15 protein-coding genes are annotated in these 15,529 nt (G+C 72.3%); 5 read left to right on the top strand and 10 right to left on the bottom strand.

Annotated features, from left to right (window positions below; all coding sequences use genetic code 11):
• Nucleotides 1–84 precede the first annotated feature (84 nt).
• From ABZY33_RS17010 to ABZY33_RS16990, 5 genes are all read right to left on the bottom strand, one after another.
• Nucleotides 85–2,097, bottom strand: coding sequence for a SpoIIE family protein phosphatase (locus ABZY33_RS17010; protein WP_356492360.1), 2,013 nt, complete (start codon nucleotides 2,095–2,097; stop codon nucleotides 85–87).
• Nucleotides 2,098–2,134: 37 nt separating this feature from the next.
• Nucleotides 2,135–2,296 carry a hypothetical protein gene (locus ABZY33_RS17005; protein ID WP_356492359.1) on the bottom strand — a complete coding sequence of 54 codons (162 nt, stop codon included), beginning with the start codon at nucleotides 2,294–2,296 and terminating at the stop codon, nucleotides 2,135–2,137.
• A 327-nt stretch (nucleotides 2,297–2,623) separates the two neighbouring features.
• Nucleotides 2,624–3,304 (bottom strand): DUF402 domain-containing protein, encoded by a 681-nt coding sequence (locus ABZY33_RS17000; protein ID WP_356492358.1) that lies wholly within the window; start codon nucleotides 3,302–3,304, stop codon nucleotides 2,624–2,626.
• Between the two features lie 83 nt (nucleotides 3,305–3,387).
• A complete protein-coding gene (locus tag ABZY33_RS16995; protein ID WP_356492357.1) occupies nucleotides 3,388–4,773 on the bottom strand; it encodes a class II fumarate hydratase in 1,386 nt (461 codons plus the stop codon).
• A gap of 93 nt (nucleotides 4,774–4,866) precedes the next feature.
• Nucleotides 4,867–6,534 (bottom strand): fumarate hydratase, encoded by a 1,668-nt coding sequence (locus ABZY33_RS16990; RefSeq protein WP_356492356.1) that lies wholly within the window; start codon nucleotides 6,532–6,534, stop codon nucleotides 4,867–4,869.
• Between the two features lie 176 nt (nucleotides 6,535–6,710).
• On the opposite strand from ABZY33_RS16990, the gene ABZY33_RS16985 reads away from it, so the two are divergent.
• Both ABZY33_RS16985 and ABZY33_RS16980 read left to right on the top strand, forming a co-directional pair.
• Nucleotides 6,711–7,406 (top strand): DUF1707 domain-containing protein, encoded by a 696-nt coding sequence (locus ABZY33_RS16985; RefSeq protein WP_356492355.1) that lies wholly within the window; start codon nucleotides 6,711–6,713, stop codon nucleotides 7,404–7,406.
• Nucleotides 7,407–7,555: 149 nt separating this feature from the next.
• A complete protein-coding gene (locus ABZY33_RS16980) occupies nucleotides 7,556–7,924 on the top strand; it encodes a WhiB family transcriptional regulator (RefSeq protein WP_356492354.1) in 369 nt (122 codons plus the stop codon).
• A gap of 75 nt (nucleotides 7,925–7,999) precedes the next feature.
• Here the strand turns inward: ABZY33_RS16980 and glpX are convergent, their stop codons facing one another.
• Nucleotides 8,000–9,034: a class II fructose-bisphosphatase gene (gene glpX, locus ABZY33_RS16975; protein WP_356492353.1), complete on the bottom strand. Its 1,035-nt coding sequence runs from the start codon at nucleotides 9,032–9,034 to the stop codon at nucleotides 8,000–8,002.
• A 193-nt stretch (nucleotides 9,035–9,227) separates the two neighbouring features.
• Here glpX and ABZY33_RS16970 point away from each other — a divergent pair, with 193 nt between their 5' ends.
• Nucleotides 9,228–9,773 (top strand): DUF4245 domain-containing protein, encoded by a 546-nt coding sequence (locus tag ABZY33_RS16970; RefSeq protein WP_356492352.1) that lies wholly within the window; start codon nucleotides 9,228–9,230, stop codon nucleotides 9,771–9,773.
• A gap of 77 nt (nucleotides 9,774–9,850) precedes the next feature.
• Here the strand turns inward: ABZY33_RS16970 and ABZY33_RS16965 are convergent, their stop codons facing one another.
• The 4 genes from ABZY33_RS16965 to ABZY33_RS16950 all read right to left on the bottom strand — a co-directional run bounded on the left by ABZY33_RS16965 (nucleotide 9,851) and on the right by ABZY33_RS16950 (nucleotide 13,604).
• Entirely contained in the window at nucleotides 9,851–10,441 is a 591-nt protein-coding gene (locus tag ABZY33_RS16965) for a malonic semialdehyde reductase (RefSeq protein WP_356492351.1), read from the bottom strand.
• A 132-nt stretch (nucleotides 10,442–10,573) separates the two neighbouring features.
• The gene (locus ABZY33_RS16960) at nucleotides 10,574–10,813 is read right to left on the bottom strand and encodes an exodeoxyribonuclease VII small subunit (protein WP_356492366.1); all 240 of its coding nucleotides are present in this window, start codon (nucleotides 10,811–10,813) and stop codon (nucleotides 10,574–10,576) included.
• 17 nt (nucleotides 10,814–10,830) lie between these two features.
• On the bottom strand, nucleotides 10,831–12,159 hold the full coding sequence (xseA, locus tag ABZY33_RS16955) for an exodeoxyribonuclease VII large subunit (RefSeq protein WP_356492350.1): 1,329 nt from the start codon (nucleotides 12,157–12,159) through the stop codon (nucleotides 10,831–10,833).
• An 80-nt stretch (nucleotides 12,160–12,239) separates the two neighbouring features.
• Nucleotides 12,240–13,604, bottom strand: coding sequence for an APC family permease (locus tag ABZY33_RS16950; RefSeq protein ID WP_356492349.1), 1,365 nt, complete (start codon nucleotides 13,602–13,604; stop codon nucleotides 12,240–12,242).
• Between the two features lie 81 nt (nucleotides 13,605–13,685).
• Between ABZY33_RS16950 and ABZY33_RS16945 the strand changes: the two genes are divergently transcribed.
• Both ABZY33_RS16945 and ppgK read left to right on the top strand, forming a co-directional pair.
• Nucleotides 13,686–14,684 (top strand): 4-hydroxy-3-methylbut-2-enyl diphosphate reductase, encoded by a 999-nt coding sequence (locus ABZY33_RS16945; RefSeq protein ID WP_356492348.1) that lies wholly within the window; start codon nucleotides 13,686–13,688, stop codon nucleotides 14,682–14,684.
• 31 nt (nucleotides 14,685–14,715) lie between these two features.
• Nucleotides 14,716–15,462, top strand: a complete 747-nt coding sequence (ppgK, locus tag ABZY33_RS16940; RefSeq protein WP_356492347.1) for a polyphosphate--glucose phosphotransferase — start codon at nucleotides 14,716–14,718, stop codon at nucleotides 15,460–15,462.
• The last annotated feature ends 67 nt before the right edge of the window (nucleotides 15,463–15,529 follow it).

Genomic DNA, 15,529 nt, shown 5'->3' with positions numbered 1-15,529 from the left:
TTCCCGATCGCCATCGCGTGCGGCAACACGTTCATCCTGAAGCCGTCCGAGAAGGCTCCTCTGTCGTGCGGCAGGTGGGCCGCGTCAGCCCCCACCACCCGGCCGGGCCAGCTCGAACCAGACGACCTTGCCCGTGCTCAGCCGGGTCGCGCCCCAGCGGCGGGCCAGCCGGTTCACCAGGAACAGGCCGCGCCCGCCCTCGTCGGTGGCCCGCGCCTGGCGCTGGCGCGGCAGCTGCGGCACGTCGTCACCGACCTCGCAGCGCAGCACGTCGGTACGGAGCAGCCGCAGCGTCACCGGCCGGGAGGCGTACCGCACCGCGTTGGTGACGACCTCGCTCACCAGCAGCTCGACGGAGTCCGTCATCTCTTCGAGGCCCCAGCGCGCCAGGGCGCTGCGGGCCAGCCGCCGCGCCCGGCCGGGCGCGGCGTCCTCCGGGTCCAGGAACCAGTACGCGACATCGCTCGGTGCGATCCCGTCGAACCGGGCCGCAAGCAGCGCGATGTCGTCGTCCCGGTCGCCCGGACCCAGCATGTCCAGCACGTCGTCGCAGAGCGCCTCCAGCGGCGGCGGATGGTCGTGGCCGGTCAGCTGCGCGGTCGCCGCGAGCCGCTCGCGCAGCTGCTCTATCCCGGTCCACACGTCCCGCAGCCGCGACTCGACGAGACCGTCGGTGTACAGCAGCAGCGTGGCGCCCGCCGGGGCGTCCAGCTCGACCGCCTCGAAGTCGACGCCGCCCACGCCGATCGGCGCCCCGGGCGGCACCCGCAGCACCTCGGCGCGCCCGCCCAAGTGGAGCAGGACGGGCGGCGGGTGCCCGGCGTTGGCGATGGTGATGCGGTGCGAGACCGGGTCGTACACGGCGTACAGGCAGGTCGCCATCCGGTCCGTGCCGAGCCGCTGCGCCTGCTCGTCGAGGTGGTGCAGCACCTCCTGCGGCGGCAGGTCGAGCCCGGCCAGGGTCTGCGCGGTCGTGCGCAGCTGGCCCATGATCGCGGCCGACGTCATGGAGTGGCCCATGACGTCCCCGACGACCAGCGCGACCCGGCTGCCCGGCAGCGGGATCGCGTCGTACCAGTCGCCGCCGACCCGCGCCGTCTCGGCCGCCGGGAGGTAGCGGGAGGCGAGCCGCACCCCGGTCGGGCGCGGCAGCGTCTCGGGGAGCATCGTGCGCTGCAACTCGTCCGCGATGTACGCCTCGCGCCCGTACAGGACGGCCTTGTCGATGCCGAGCGCGCTGTGCGTGGCCAGCTGACCCGCGACCAGCAGATCGTCGCCGTCGAACGCCGGGCGGTTGGGATGGCGCAGGAAGACCGCCGCGCCGATCACCCGCCGCCGCCCCCGCAGCGGCGCCAGGATCGCGCGGCGCCCGGTCGGCACCGCCCGCTCACCGCCGAGCAGTTCGGGCAGGGCGGCGAGCGCCGCGGGCGAGTCCGCGAAGACGGGCCGTACGCCGCGCAGCACCTCGGCCAGCGAGCCCCCGGCCCGCACCTCGCACAACTCCACGCTGTCCGGGGCCAGTTCGATCGGCGGCACGACGACCGTCGCGGCCGGTCCGCCGTCGGTGTCCTCCATGGCGTCGGGCACCCGGTCGGTACGGCGAAGCCGCAGCACCATCGGCCCGGTCGGGCGCTCGTCGCCGACCGGCAGCGGCTCGCGCAGGTAGACCAGGATCGCGTCGGCGAACGTCGGCACCGTCGCCCGGCACAGCCCCATCACGATCTCGTCGAGGTCGATGCCGCGCGCGATCCGCCGGGTGGCGGCACCGACGAAGCGCAGCCGGTCGCCGTCGCGGCGCATCGCCGTGGGCTGCCCGGCCGGACGCGGCAGGCCGGTGCGCCGCTCACCGCCCTCCGGCGGGCCCGGGGGCCGCACCGGCTCGGGCGAGGGCGACCGCGGCTGGGAGTGCTCGGCGTCGGCCGGACCCGCCTCCGGGGCGGGAGTCGGTGCGGGGGAGCGGCGCGGCTGCTGCGGCAGTCCGTCGCCCGCCGGGGCCACGGAGGCCTGCGGGGTACGCCGCAGGGCCCCGCGGGGATCGGCGGGGCGGGCCGCCGTGCCGTGGTGGCGGCCTTCGTGGGAGGTCGGGTGCTCCGTCACGCGTGTCGAATCCGTCCGTCCGGGGCTGCGCGCCGTGTCACTGGCCGGTGCGCCGGCAGTGGGGGAACAGCTCGTGCTCGGGTGAGGCGACGGCGCTCGCGAGAGCGTACGCGTCCGTCCCCTCCCCGGTGGTCTCGAAGTCCGCGTCGCGCACGACCTGGCGCGGTTCGTCCCGCAGGAGTCCCGATACCCGGAACACGTGCCCCGGGAACGGAATTTCCCGGTCGGCCGGTCCGGCCCCGGCCGCGGACAGCCGCAACCGGCCACCCGGCGGCGGCGGTGGGCGCGGGCGCGGCGAGACGCGCGGGACCGGACCCGTCCGTCCCGCTCGACCTGCGCGCTGCACCCACGTTCACGGTCCCGCCGCCCCTCGATGACCTCGGTGACATCGTGTCAGACCTATGTCAGACGTATTGGACACGCGAAGAGTTGCTGTCGAACCACGTTTTCGTGCATCTCTTCGCGGCACTGTGCGCTGTTGCGGAGGACGATCCTACGTTTTACCCCCGGGGGCGCATCAAGGGTCTCATGAGGACACGTGCGCGGGCGTACGGTCCCAGTCGGCGGGCAGCCCGGGAACCGGCCACGCCGGATCGGGGCGCCAGTGCTGCCAGCCGTCCGAGAACGGCGGCCCCCACGCCTCGATCACCGCGACCGCCCGGCGCCCCGCGGCCCGCACCCCGGCGGCCTGCGCGGCGCTCATCAGCCCCGCCGCCTGCGCCTGGGCGAACTCGTCCTCGTCGTGCCAGCGCCAGCTGCGGTCCTGGTACACCGACAGGTCCAGGAAGTGGTCCTCGGAGTCGACGCCCCCGGACCACCGCGCCCGCGGCTCCTCCAGGTTCACGTACCAGTTGCGGAACGTCCAGTCCGGCTCCCGGAACAGCCACACCGACCAGGGCTCGCCCGGCCGCGCCAGCTTGAGCACGCCCGCCCCCGACCAGCGGTCGCGGCGCAGGGCGCGCGGCTTGGTGTAGCGGGTGGCGAGCGGCTCGCGGTGGACGGGGGTGCCGTCGGCCATGACCGGTTTCACGCACTCGGTGCCGGGCGCCATCCACACGGCGAGCAGCTCGGCGGTGTCCTGGACGACCGTGACGGGCCGACAGATGTGAAAGCCCTCGCTCCCGTTGGCGCGATAGCGCCACAGGATCGGCTCCCCGGGCACCCATCGCCCGCCACTGACGCCGTCGCTGCGGCCCGCGTCTGTCATGGGCAGATATTAGGTGCCGTTGGCATACGTCGCCGCGGCGCGGGTCACGGAACGCGCCATCCGGCCACTCGGGGCCCGCGATGTCACGGGCGGGTCATCCGCAGGACGTCCAGCGCCTCGTCGAGCTGCTCCTCGGTCAGGTCGCCGCGCTCCACGTACCCGCCGTCCAGGACGACCTCGCGGATCGTGCGGCGCTCGGCGAGCGACTTCTTGGCGACCTTGGCGGCCTCCTCGTAGCCGATGTACTTGTTGAGCGGCGTCACGACGGACGGGGAGGACTCGGCGTACTCGCGGGCCCGCTCGCGGTTGGCGGTGATGCCGTCGACGGTGCGGTCGGCGAGCAGCCGGGTCACGTTCGCGAGCAGCCGGACCGACTCCAGCACGTTCTTGGCGATGACCGGCAGCATCACGTTCAGCTCGAAGTTGCCGGCCGCGCCCGCGGTGGCCACCGTCGCGTCGTTGCCGATGACCTGCGCGGCGACCATCAAGGTGGCCTCGGGGATGACCGGGTTGACCTTGCCCGGCATGATCGACGAACCGGGCTGCAGGTCCGGCAGGTTGATCTCGGCGAGCCCGGTGCGCGGGCCCGACGCCGCCCACCGCAGGTCGTTGGCGATCTTCGTCAGGCCGACCGCGATGGTGCGCAGCTGCCCGCTGGTCTCCACGATCCCGTCGCGCGCGCCCTGCGCCTCGAAGTGGTCGCGGGCCTCGGTCAGCGGCAGCCCGGTGGCCCGGGCGACCTCGGCGATGACGGCGGCGGAGAAACCGGCCGGGGTGTTGATCCCGGTGCCCACCGCCGTGCCGCCGAGCGGCAGTTCGGCCAGCCGGGGCAGCGAGGCGGTGAGCCGCTCGACGCCGTAGCGGACCTGCGCCGCGTACCCGCCGAACTCCTGGCCCAGCGTCACCGGGGTGGCGTCCATCAGGTGCGTGCGGCCCGACTTCACGACGTCCGCGAACTCGGCCGCCTTGCGCTCCAGGGCGGCGGCCAGGTGCTCGAGGGCCGGGATCAGGTCGTGGGTCACGGCGGCCGTCGCCGCGATGTGGATCGAGGAGGGGAAGACGTCGTTCGACGACTGCGAGGCGTTGACGTGGTCGTTCGGGTGGACGTCCCGGCCCAGGCGCTCGGTGGCCAGCGTGGCGAGCACCTCGTTCATGTTCATGTTGGACGAGGTGCCGGATCCTGTCTGAAAAACGTCTACCGGGAACTGCGCGTCCCAGCGGCCCTCGGCGACCTCGGCGGCCGCCGCCACGATGGCCCGCGCGATGTCCTTGTCCAGGACGCCCAGCTCCGCGTTGACCTGCGCGGCCGCCGCCTTGATGCGGGCCAGTGCCTCGATGTGGGCGCGCTCCAGGCGCTGCCCGGAGACGGGGAAGTTCTCCACGGCGCGCTGGGTCTGGGCCCGCCATTTCGCGTCGGCGGGCACCCGCACCTCGCCCATGGAGTCGTGCTCGATCCGGTAGTCAGTCATACCTCGTACAGCACGGGGCCGCGGCGAGGTGTTCCCGGAGCAACGCCGGACGGGCCCGGCGACACAGCCCGTCCGGCGGTGGCCCGGCCGCGCTCAGGCCAGTCCGGGGCCGCGGACCGGGATGTGCGTGAAGGTCGGCTCGGGGGCCGGGTTCTGGAAGAAGTCGTTGCCCTTGTCGTCGACGACGATGAACGCCGGGAAGTCCTCCACCTCGATCTTCCAGACGGCCTCCATGCCGAGCTCCTCGTACTCGACGACCTCGACCTTCTTGATGCAGTCCTGCGCCAGACGCGCGGCCGGGCCGCCGATGGAGCCGAGGTAGAAGCCGCCGTGCGCGTCACAGGCGTCGGTGACCTGCTGCGAGCGGTTTCCCTTGGCGAGCATCACCTTGGAGCCGCCGGCGGCCTGGAACTGCTCCACGTAGGAGTCCATCCGGCCGGCCGTGGTCGGCCCGAAGGAGCCCGAGGCGTAGCCCCGCGGGGTCTTGGCCGGACCCGCGTAGTACACCGGGTGGTCCTTCAGGTACTGCGGCATCTCCTCACCCGCGTCGAGGCGCTCCTTGATCTTGGCGTGCGCGATGTCGCGGGCCACGACCAGCGGGCCGGTCAGCGACAGGCGGGTCTTGACCGGGTACTTGGTCAGCTCGGCGAGGATCGCGTCCATCGGCTGGTTCAGGTCGACCTTCACGACGTCGCCCGCGTCGAGGTGCTCGTCGGTCGTCTCGGGCAGGAAGCGCGCCGGGTCCCGCTCCAGCTGCTCCAGGAAGACGCCCTCCGCGGTGATCTTCGCGACGGCCTGCCGGTCGGCCGAGCAGGAGACGGCGATGGCGACGGGGCAGGAGGCGCCGTGCCGGGGCAGGCGCACCACGCGCACGTCGTGGCAGAAGTACTTGCCGCCGAACTGCGCGCCGATCCCGATCTTCTGCGTCAGCTCGAAGACCTTCTCCTCCAGCTCCTTGTCACGGAAGCCGTGGCCCAGGTCCGAGCCCTCGGCCGGAACGTTGTCCAGGTAGTGCGCGGAGGCGTACTTGGCGGTCTTCAGCGCGTACTCGGCGGAGGTGCCGCCGACGACGATCGCCAGGTGGTACGGCGGGCACGCGGCCGTGCCCAGCGAGCGGATCTTCTCCTCCAGGAACTTCATCATGGAGGCCTCGTTCAGGACGGCCTTCGTCTCCTGGTAGAGGAACGACTTGTTGGCCGAGCCGCCGCCCTTGGCCATGAAGAGGAACTTGTAGGCGCCGCCGTCGGTCGCGTACAGCTCGATCTGGGCGGGGAGGTTCGAGCCGGTGTTCTTCTCGTCCCACATGGTCAGCGGGGCCATCTGCGAGTACCGCAGGTTCAGGTTCTGGTACGCGTCGTAGATGCCCTTGGAGAGCGCCTTCTCGTCCTCGCCCTCGGTCAGCACGTGCTGGCCGCGCTTGCCCATCACGATCGCGGTGCCGGTGTCCTGGCACATCGGGAGCACGCCGGCCGCCGCGATGTTCGCGTTCTTCAGCAGGTCGAGCGCGACGAACTTGTCGTTGCCCGACGCCTCCGGGTCGTCCACGATGCGGCGCAGCTGCGCGAGGTGGGCCGGGCGCAGGTAGTGCTGGATGTCGTGGATCGCCTCTTCGGCGAGCGTGCGCAGCGCCTCGGGCTCGACCTTCAGGAACGTACGGCCGTCCGGCCCCTCGGCGGTGGTGACGCCCTCGGAGGTCACCAGGCGGTAGGGCGTGGTGTCCTCGCCCTGGGGGAGCAGATCGGTGTACGCGAACTCAGGCATCTCGCCCATTCCTCACTCGGCAGACAGCGGCTGGCATTCATCGGCAGCGCGCATCCAGCGTAGGACCTGGCCGGAGCGGCGCGGCTGTGAGGTAAGGCTCAGTCGGCCGGGGCCGGCCGGGACCGACCGTCCACAGCCCCTAGTCGCGATCTATCGCGTTTGGGTACGCTGCTGCCGTGGACCTTCACAAGCGCCCCCAGCAGAGCGCCCCCGCGGCGGAGCCGACCGACCTGCGCGCCTCCGACGCCGACCGCGACCGCATCGCGGACATCCTGCGCGAGGCGCTCGCCGAGGGCCGGCTCGACGCGGACGAGCACGCCGAGCGGATCGAGAGTGTCTACCGCGCCAAGACGGTGGGTGAACTGGAGCCGCTGGTCAGGGACTTGCCCAGCGCGCAGTCACCCCGTCCCGCCGCCGCGGGCCCCTCGCCGTACCTCGCGGCGCCCGGCACGATCCCGGCGGTCCCGAGCGAGAACCTGGTGGCGGTGTTCAGTGCCACCACCCGCAAGGGCCGCTGGCGCGTGGGCCGCCGCACGCACGCGTACGCCGTGTTCGGCAATGTGGAGATCGACCTCAGCGAGGCGATCTTCGAGCACCCGCAGGTCTACATCCGCGCGGTCTCGGTCTTCGGGAACGTGGAGATCCGCGTCCCCGAGAACATCTCGCTGCGCGGCAGCGGCGGCGGCGTCCTCGGCAACTTCGAGGTGGACACCCTGGAGGCGACGGACCCGGCGGCGCCCGTCGTCCACGTCGAGGGCGTCGCGGTCCTCGGCAACATCGAGGCCCGCCCCAAGCGCGGCAGGATCATCAAGGACCTGCACCGCTACGTCGGCCGGTACGTCGACAAGCAACTGCGCAAGCACCTCGACTGACCGGCCGCGTACCGACGGCGAACTGGCCTGTGAACAGGGGGACTTCCGTGCTTCGGAACTCAGTGCATAGGCGCCGACACAGCGGGTAGAGCTTGCTGCATCGTCTCTCGCTCGCGAAAGCCGTCGTAAGCCGTCGTCAGGAGTAGACCGTGCTGCATCCGCCGCATCAGTCCCTGCAGGTCGCCGCCGTACCGCCCCAGCGGGTGCCCGTGGGGGACAGGGACCAGGACGCACCGTGGCACACGGAGGCCGTGTGCCGGCGCGACGAGGCGGGCCTCTTCTTCGCCCCGTCGAAGGAGCCCACCGCCGCGCGGCTCTCCCGCGAGGAGGCGGCCAAGCGGGTCTGCGCCCGCTGCCCGGTCCTGGTCGAGTGCCGCGAGCACGCCCTGCTCCAGCCGGAGCCGTACGGCGTGTGGGGCGGCCTCACCGCCGCCGAGCGCCGCGTGGTGCTGGCCCGCAGACGCCGCCGCGAGGTCGAACTGCAGAAGGCGGCCCCCCCGGTGGCGGCCGCCGGATAACGCGCGTACGTACGTGATCGGGGGCGCTCTGGGCAGGGCGCCCCCGACCGCGTCCGCGGGCCGGCCGGGCGGGTGCTACTTGGCCCGGTCGAAGTCGACCGCGCTGTACGCCCGCAGCTTGCTCAGCCGGTGCTGGGAGTCGATCTGCCGGATCGTGCCGGACTTGGAGCGCATCACCAAGGACGACGTCGTCGCCGTCTCCGAACTGTAGCGCACCCCGCGCAGCAGCTCGCCGTCGGTGATGCCGGTGGCGACGAAGAACACGTTCTCGCCGGAGACCAGGTCGTTCGTGGAGAGCACCCGGTCCAGGTCGTGGCCCGCGTCGAGCGCCCGCTGCCGCTCCGCGTCGTCCTTGGGCCACAGCTTGCCCTGAATGGTGCCGCCCAGGCACTTGATCGCGCAGGCCGAGATGATGCCCTCGGGGGTGCCGCCGATGCCCAGGAGCAGGTCGACGCCGGAGTCCTCGCGCACCGCGAGCACCGAGCCCGCCACGTCGCCGTCGGAGATCAGCTTGATCCGGGCGCCGGTCTCGCGGACCTCCTTGATGATGCCCTCGTGGCGCGGCCGGTCCAGGATGACCACGGTGACGTCCTCGGGCGAGGCCCTCTTCGCCTTGGCGACCCGGCGGATGTTGACCGAGACCGGCGCGTTGATGTCGACGTAGTCGGCCGCCTCGGGCCCGGCCACCAGCTTGTCCATGTAGAAGACGGCGGACGGGTCGAACATCGTGCCGCGGTCGGCGGCGGCGAGCACCGCGATCGCGTTCGGCATGCCCTTGGCGCAGAGCGTGGTGCCGTCGATCGGGTCGACGGCGATGTCGCACTCGGCGCCCGTCCCGTCTCCCACCCGCTCGCCGTTGAACAGCATCGGCGCCTCGTCCTTCTCGCCCTCGCCGATGACGACGACGCCGTCCATCGACACGGTGGAGACGAGGGTGCGCATGGCCCGCACGGCCGCGCCGTCCGCGCCGTTCTTGTCGCCGCGGCCGACCCAGCGGCCGGCGGCCATCGCCGCGGCTTCGGTGACGCGGACGAGCTCCAGGGCGAGGTTGCGGTCCGGGGCCTCGGAGGGGACCTCGAGTTCGGACGGAAGCTGGTGATGCTCGGTCATCGAGACGCACCTTTCTGTTCCGGGATTTCACCGGGATACGACGACGGCCGGATGAGGGTTTGTGGGGTGACTCTATCGTCCGTATGACAATCTGAGCAGCCCGCCCCACGGATGAGCGGGACGGCGCGTGCCCGGCGGCGGGTTGCGGGACCTCCCGCCGGAGATCATCCGGGGACCTGCGACGATGGGGCGCGTGGCAGGAAGAAATGGCAAGAAGACGGTCGGCAGCCTGGTCCTCTCGCTCGGCGTCTGCGTCGTCGCGGCCGGTGTCGCGTACGCGTTCATCCCGCACGACGCCTCCAAGGAGACGCCGGTCAAGCGGGTCGACTACCGGATCGAGCTGCTGACCGCCCGGCGCGCGGCCTCGTACCCGGTGGCCGCCCCCACGGGGCTGCCGAAGGCGTGGAAGCCGACCTCGGTGCGCTACCAGGGCGAGTCGAACGAGGCGTGGCACCTCGGCTTCCTCGACCCGGACGGTGAATACGTCGCGGTCGAGCAGTCGACCGACAAGCCGGTCCGGTTCATCGACGACGCCAGCCAGGGCGCCGAGGAGACCTCGCGCACGCAGACCATCGACGGCAAGAAGTGGCAGCGCTACCGGGGTGATGAGTACGACGCCCTGGTGCTGAAGAGCAAGGGCGCCACGACGCTGGTGACCGGCACGGCGGACTTCGACCGGCTGGCGGAGATGGCCGGGGCGCTGGAGATGAAGCGGGACACGGCCGCCCAGGACTCCTAGGGAGCCGACCTGACCCGCAGGCACACGGAAAAGGCCCCGGCAGTGGCTGCCGGGGCCTTTTCCGTACGCGCGGGAACTCAGACGGTCGTGATGACCTGGTCCAGCTCCAGGCGCGGGGAGCGCGGGAACCAGGCGTCCTCGCCCGGCTTGCCGATGTTGATGATCATCAGCGGGGTGTGGTCGTCGTCCAGGAACTCCTTCTGGACGCCGGCGAAGTCGAACCCGGTCATCGGGCCCGCGGCCAGACCGGCGGCGCGCACGCCCACGATGAAGTAGCCGGCCTGCAGCGTGGCGTTGACCAGCGCGGCCTGCTCGCGGACCGGGCGCTCGGAGAAGAACGCGTCCTTGGCGGCGGGGAAGTGCGGGAGCAGCGCCGGCAGCTCCTCGTGGAACTCGTTGTCCGCGGAGAGGATCGCGACCAGCGGGGCGGTGGCGGTCTTCGGCCGGTTGCCCTCGGCCATGAGCGGCACCAGGCGCTCGCGGGCCTCGGCGGAGCGGACCAGCGTGATGCGCAGCGGCGACTGGTTGAAGGCGGTCGGGCCGAACTTGACCAGGTCGTAGATCGCCTGCACCTGCTCGTCGGTCACCGGCTCGTCGGTGAAGCTGTTCGCGGTGCGGGCCTCGCGGAAGAGCAGGTCCTGGGCGGCGGGGTCAAGAACGAGGGACATCGATCAACCTTCTCGGTACGGACGTGGCGGCCGGGGGTGATCCGATCCGTCCGGATCGGCCGCGGTGCCGACAGTACGCGCAGTGCGGTTCAACTTTCAACCAAACCCTGGGTGAATCTGTTCACTCCCGGCTCACTCCTCCTCGGCAGCGGCCTCGCCGTCGCCCTCCTGGGCCAGCGCGGCGTCGAGCCGGGCCCGCGCGCCGTCCAGCCAGCGGCGGCAGACCTTCGCCAGCTCCTCGCCCCGCTCCCACAGGGCGAGGGACTCCTCCAGGGAGGTGCCGCCGGTCTCCAGACGGCGTACGACCTCGATGAGTTCGTCCCGTGCCTGCTCGTAGCCGAGGGCCTCGTCGGCCGTCTTCGTCGTCGTCATCGTGGTGTCGTCCGTCCTCACGCCCGGTCGTCCCGGACTTCTTCGGTGGGGTCTTCGGTGCGCTCCGCCGGGGCGGCACCGGCCGGCGCGGCGGAGCTGTCCTTCGGGGCGGCGCCACCGGCCGTCAGGGCATCGCCGTCCGCGGCGACGTCCACGGTGAACTCACCCTCCGCGACCCGGGCCCGCAGCCGCTCGCCCGGCGCCGCCTCGGCCGGGGCCCGGACCACGTGCCCGTCCGCCTTCTGCAGGACCGCGTAGCCGCGCTGGAGCGTGGCCGCGGGGGAGAGGGCGACCACGCGCGCGTGCGTGTGCGTCAGATCGGACTCGGCGCGGTCCAGCAGATGGCCGAGGGTGCGGCGGGCCCGCTGGGCGAGCGCCGCGACCTGCTCCTCGCGCTCGTCGACCATGCGGTGCGGGTCCTGTATCGAGGGCCGGGAGACGGCCGCGGCCAGCCCCCGCTCCTCGCGGTCGAGGAACGCCTCGACGCTGCGCCGGGCCCGGTCACGCAGCCCGCGCACCCGCTCGTACTCCTCGCCGACGTCCGGCACCACCTTCTTCGCCGCGTCGGTCGGCGTCGAGGCGCGCACGTCGGCGACCAGGTCGAGCAGCGGGCTGTCCGGCTCGTGGCCGATCGCGGAGACCACGGGCGTGCGGCACGCGGCCACCGCCCTGATCAGCTGCTCGTCGGAGAAGGGCAGCAGGTCCTCCACGCTGCCGCCGCCCCGCGCGACGACGATCACGTCGACGTCGTCGCGCGCGTCCAGCTCCTTGACCGCCTGCACGACCTGCGGCACGGCGTGCACACCCTGCACCGGCACATTGCGCACCTCGAAACGGACCGCGGGCCAGCGGTGCCGCGCGTTCTCCAGCACGTCCCGCTCGGCGGCCGACGCGCGGCCGCAGACCAGCCCGATGAGCTGCGGCAGGAACGGCAGCGGTTTCTTGCGGTCGGCGGCGAAGAGCCCCTCCTGGGCGAGCGACCTCTTCAGCTGCTCCAGGCGCGCGAGCAGCTCACCGACACCGACCGGGCGGATCTCCGCGGCCCGCAGGGAGAGCTGCCCGCGCGGCGCGTACCACTCCGGCTTCGCGTGCACGACGACCCGCGAGCCCTCCCGCACCACGTCCGCCACCGCCTCGAACACCTGCCGGAAACAGGTGACCGCGACCGAGATGTCGTACGACGGATCGCGCAGCGTCAGGAAGACCACACCGGCGCCGGGCCGGCGGGAGAGCTGGGTGATCTGGCCCTCGACCCACACGGCGCCGAGCCGGTCGATCCATCCGCCGATGAGACGGGAGACCTCGCCCACGGGGAGCGGGGCGTCCGGGGACGTGTTGGCAGCCATGCCGCGAGGGTAGTCGCCGCCGCCGACAGCCAGGTGGGGCACGTGGGTACTTCCGCCCGGCCGGCCGTCCCGGCGGCGCGCTACGCGGCCGGGTCCGCCGCCCGCCCCCGCTGCACCACCAGCACCACGAGCCCCACGACCAGCCAGACCGCGCCGACCACCTGCGCCGCCTTCGACGCCTCCACGATCACCGCGACCGTGATCGCCGCACCGAGCACCGGCACCAGCAGGTGCCGCCACCAGCTCAGCGCCTCCCCCCGGCGGCGTACCGCGAAGTAGCCGACCACGCTCGCGTGCAGCAGCGTGAACGCCGTCAGGGCGCCGATGTCGACGACCGACACCAGGTGGTCCATCCCGTCGTCGCGTCGCGCCGCCCACACCGCCGCCACCAGCGTGATCACCGCCGCGATGAGCAGCGCCGCGCGCGGCACGCCCGCGTTCGTCCGCGACAGCGCCTTCGGCAGCCGCCGGTCCCGGGCCATCGCGAACAGCAGCCGGCCCGCCGCCGCCTGCCCGGCCAGCGCCGCGAACGCCGCGCCGATCGCCTTGCTCACCGCCACCAGATCGTGCAGCCACCCGCCCACCGACACATCCACGGCGTCGTAGAACGCGGACCCCTGCTTGCCCGGATCGGCCGCCAGCTGCGCCGAGGTCACCGGCTCCAGGAGCGCCACCAGGTACGTCTGCACCACGAACAGCACACCCGTGAACGCCAGACAGAACAGCACCGCCCGCGCCACCTTCGCCGAGCCGCCCGTCACCTCCTCCGCGAACGTGGCGATGGCGTCGAAGCCCAGATACGACAGGACCGCCACCGACACCGCGCCGACCACCGCCGACAGCGCGAACGCGCCCTGCGTGCCGTCCCCCGTCAGCGGCGACAGCCAGTCCCGCTGCGCGCCGTCCCGGACCAGCACCACGACCGCCGAGACCACGAAGACCAGCAGCACCACGATCTCCAGCGCCAGGACCGCGAAACCGACCCGGGCCGCGGCCCGGACGCCCCACAGGTTCAGCAAGGTCGTGATCAGCACCGCGAGCGCCGTCCACACCCAGCGCGACACCGAGGGCACCAGCGCGTTCATGGCGATCCCCGAGAAGAGGTACGCCACCGCCGGGATCAGCAGATAGTCCAGCATCGCCATCCAGCCCGCGATGAACCCGGGCCCCTTCCCGAGCCCCACGCGCGCGTAGGCGTACACCGAACCCGCTCGGGGAGCGACCCGCACCATCTGGGCGTAGCTGAATGCGGTGAACGCCATCGCCACGGTCGCCACGAGATAGACGAGCGCGACGGCGCCGTGGGACTTGGCGTCCAGGGTGCCGAAGACGCCGACCGGCGCCATGGGGGCGATGAAGAGCAGCCCGTAGACGACAAGGTCCCGGAAGCCCAGGTCCCGGCGGAGCGCGCCGTCCGGGACCTCGGGGCCGGCTGGTGCGGACATGATGCCTCCGTTGCTCGCGGGCCTCCAGTCTCCCCAGACGGGAGATCCTCGGCCTCCTGGGCGCGGCCTTACGATGGGGGCATGACTGCTACGACTGGCTCCCGCCGCGTCCTGCTCGCCGCCCCCCGGGGCTACTGCGCCGGTGTGGACCGTGCCGTGATCGCCGTCGAGAAAGCCCTGGAGCAGTACGGCGCTCCCATCTACGTCCGCCACGAGATCGTGCACAACAAGTACGTCGTGCAGACCCTGGAGCGGAAGGGCGCCGTCTTCGTCGAGCGGACGGAGGAGGTCCCCGAGGGGGCCATCGTCATGTTCTCCGCCCACGGCGTCGCCCCGGCCGTCCACGAGGAGGCCGAGCGCGGCAAGCTCGCCACCATCGACGCGACCTGCCCCCTGGTCACCAAGGTCCACAAGGAAGCGATCCGCTACGCCAACGACGACTTCGACATCCTCCTGATCGGCCACGAGGGCCACGAGGAGGTCATCGGCACCTCCGGCGAGGCCCCCGACCACATCACCCTGGTCGACGGCCCCGAGGACGTCGCCAAGGTCGAGGTCCGCGACCCCGAGAAGGTCGTCTGGCTCTCCCAGACCACGCTCTCCGTCGACGAGACGATGGAGACGGTCGACGCCCTGAAGACCAAGTTCCCCGGCCTCGTCTCCCCGCCCAGCGACGACATCTGCTACGCCACGCAGAACCGCCAGCTCGCCGTGAAGCAGATGGGCGCCGACTCCGACCTCGTCATCGTCGTCGGCTCGCGCAACTCCTCGAACTCCGTCCGGCTCGTCGAGGTCGCCAAGCTGGCCGGCGCGAAGGACGCCCACCTCGTGGACTACGCGAGCGAGATCGACGAGAGCTGGCTCGACGGCGTCACCACGGTCGGCGTCACCTCCGGCGCCTCCGTCCCGGACGTCCTCGTCGAGGAGGTCCTGGAGTACCTGGCGCAGCGCGGCTACGCGGACGTGGAGATCGTCAAGGCGGCCGAGGAGTCCATCACGTTCTCGCTGCCCAAGGAGCTCCGCCGCGACCTGCGCGCCGAGGCCGCCGCGCTGCTGGAAGGTTCCCGCGTCGGCCGGTGAAGCCGGCCCCCGTCGTCGTACGGTGGTTCCCATGGAGATCTTCGGTGTGGACATCGGCGGATCGGGGATCAAGGGCGCCCCGGTCGATCTGGAGCGCGGCGACCTCGCCCAGGAGCGGTACAAGGTGCTGACCCCGCACCCGGCCACCCCCGAGGCGGTCGCCAAGGGCGTCAAAGAGGTCATCGACAGCTTCGACGCCCGCCCCGACCGGGTCGGCGTCACCTTCCCGGGCGTCGTCACCGGCTACACGACGATCAAGACCGCCGCCAACGTCGACAAGAGCTGGATCGACGTCGACGCGCGCGCCCTGCTCGGCGCGGAGCTGGACGGCCTGCCCGTCACGGTCCTGAACGACGCGGACGCGGCGGGCGTCGCCGAGATGCAGTTCGGCGCGGGGCGCGGCCGCAAGGGGACGGTGCTGCTGCTCACCTTCGGCACCGGCATCGGCAGCGCCCTGTTCAGTGAGGGTGTCCTGGTCCCCAACACGGAGCTCGGCCACCTCGAACTCGACGGCCACGACGCGGAGCGCCGCGCCTCCACGAAGGCCAAGGAGGATCACGACATGTCCTGGGAGCACTGGGCGCACCGCGTCCAGAAGTACCTGGCCCATGTCGAGATGCTCTTCTCGCCGGACCTGTTCGTCATCGGCGGCGGCGTCAGCCGCAAGGCGCAGAAGTTCCTGCCGCTGATCGAGGGCATCAAGGCGGAGATCGTGCCGGCGCAGCTGCAGAACAATGCGGGGATCGTGGGGGCGGCGATGGCGGCGTCGCGGGGGTAGGGGTAGGGGTAGGGCGGCTGGCGGGGGCTCGCTTTTCCGCCTTTACGCGGGGCGCCCGCGTGGGAAG

Source organism: Streptomyces sp. NPDC006552 (assembly GCF_040611655.1).
Lineage (GTDB): Bacteria > Actinomycetota > Actinomycetes > Streptomycetales > Streptomycetaceae > Streptomyces.
Note: the sequence above shows the minus strand (reverse complement) of the source record. Positions and strands in the feature narration are given on the sequence as shown.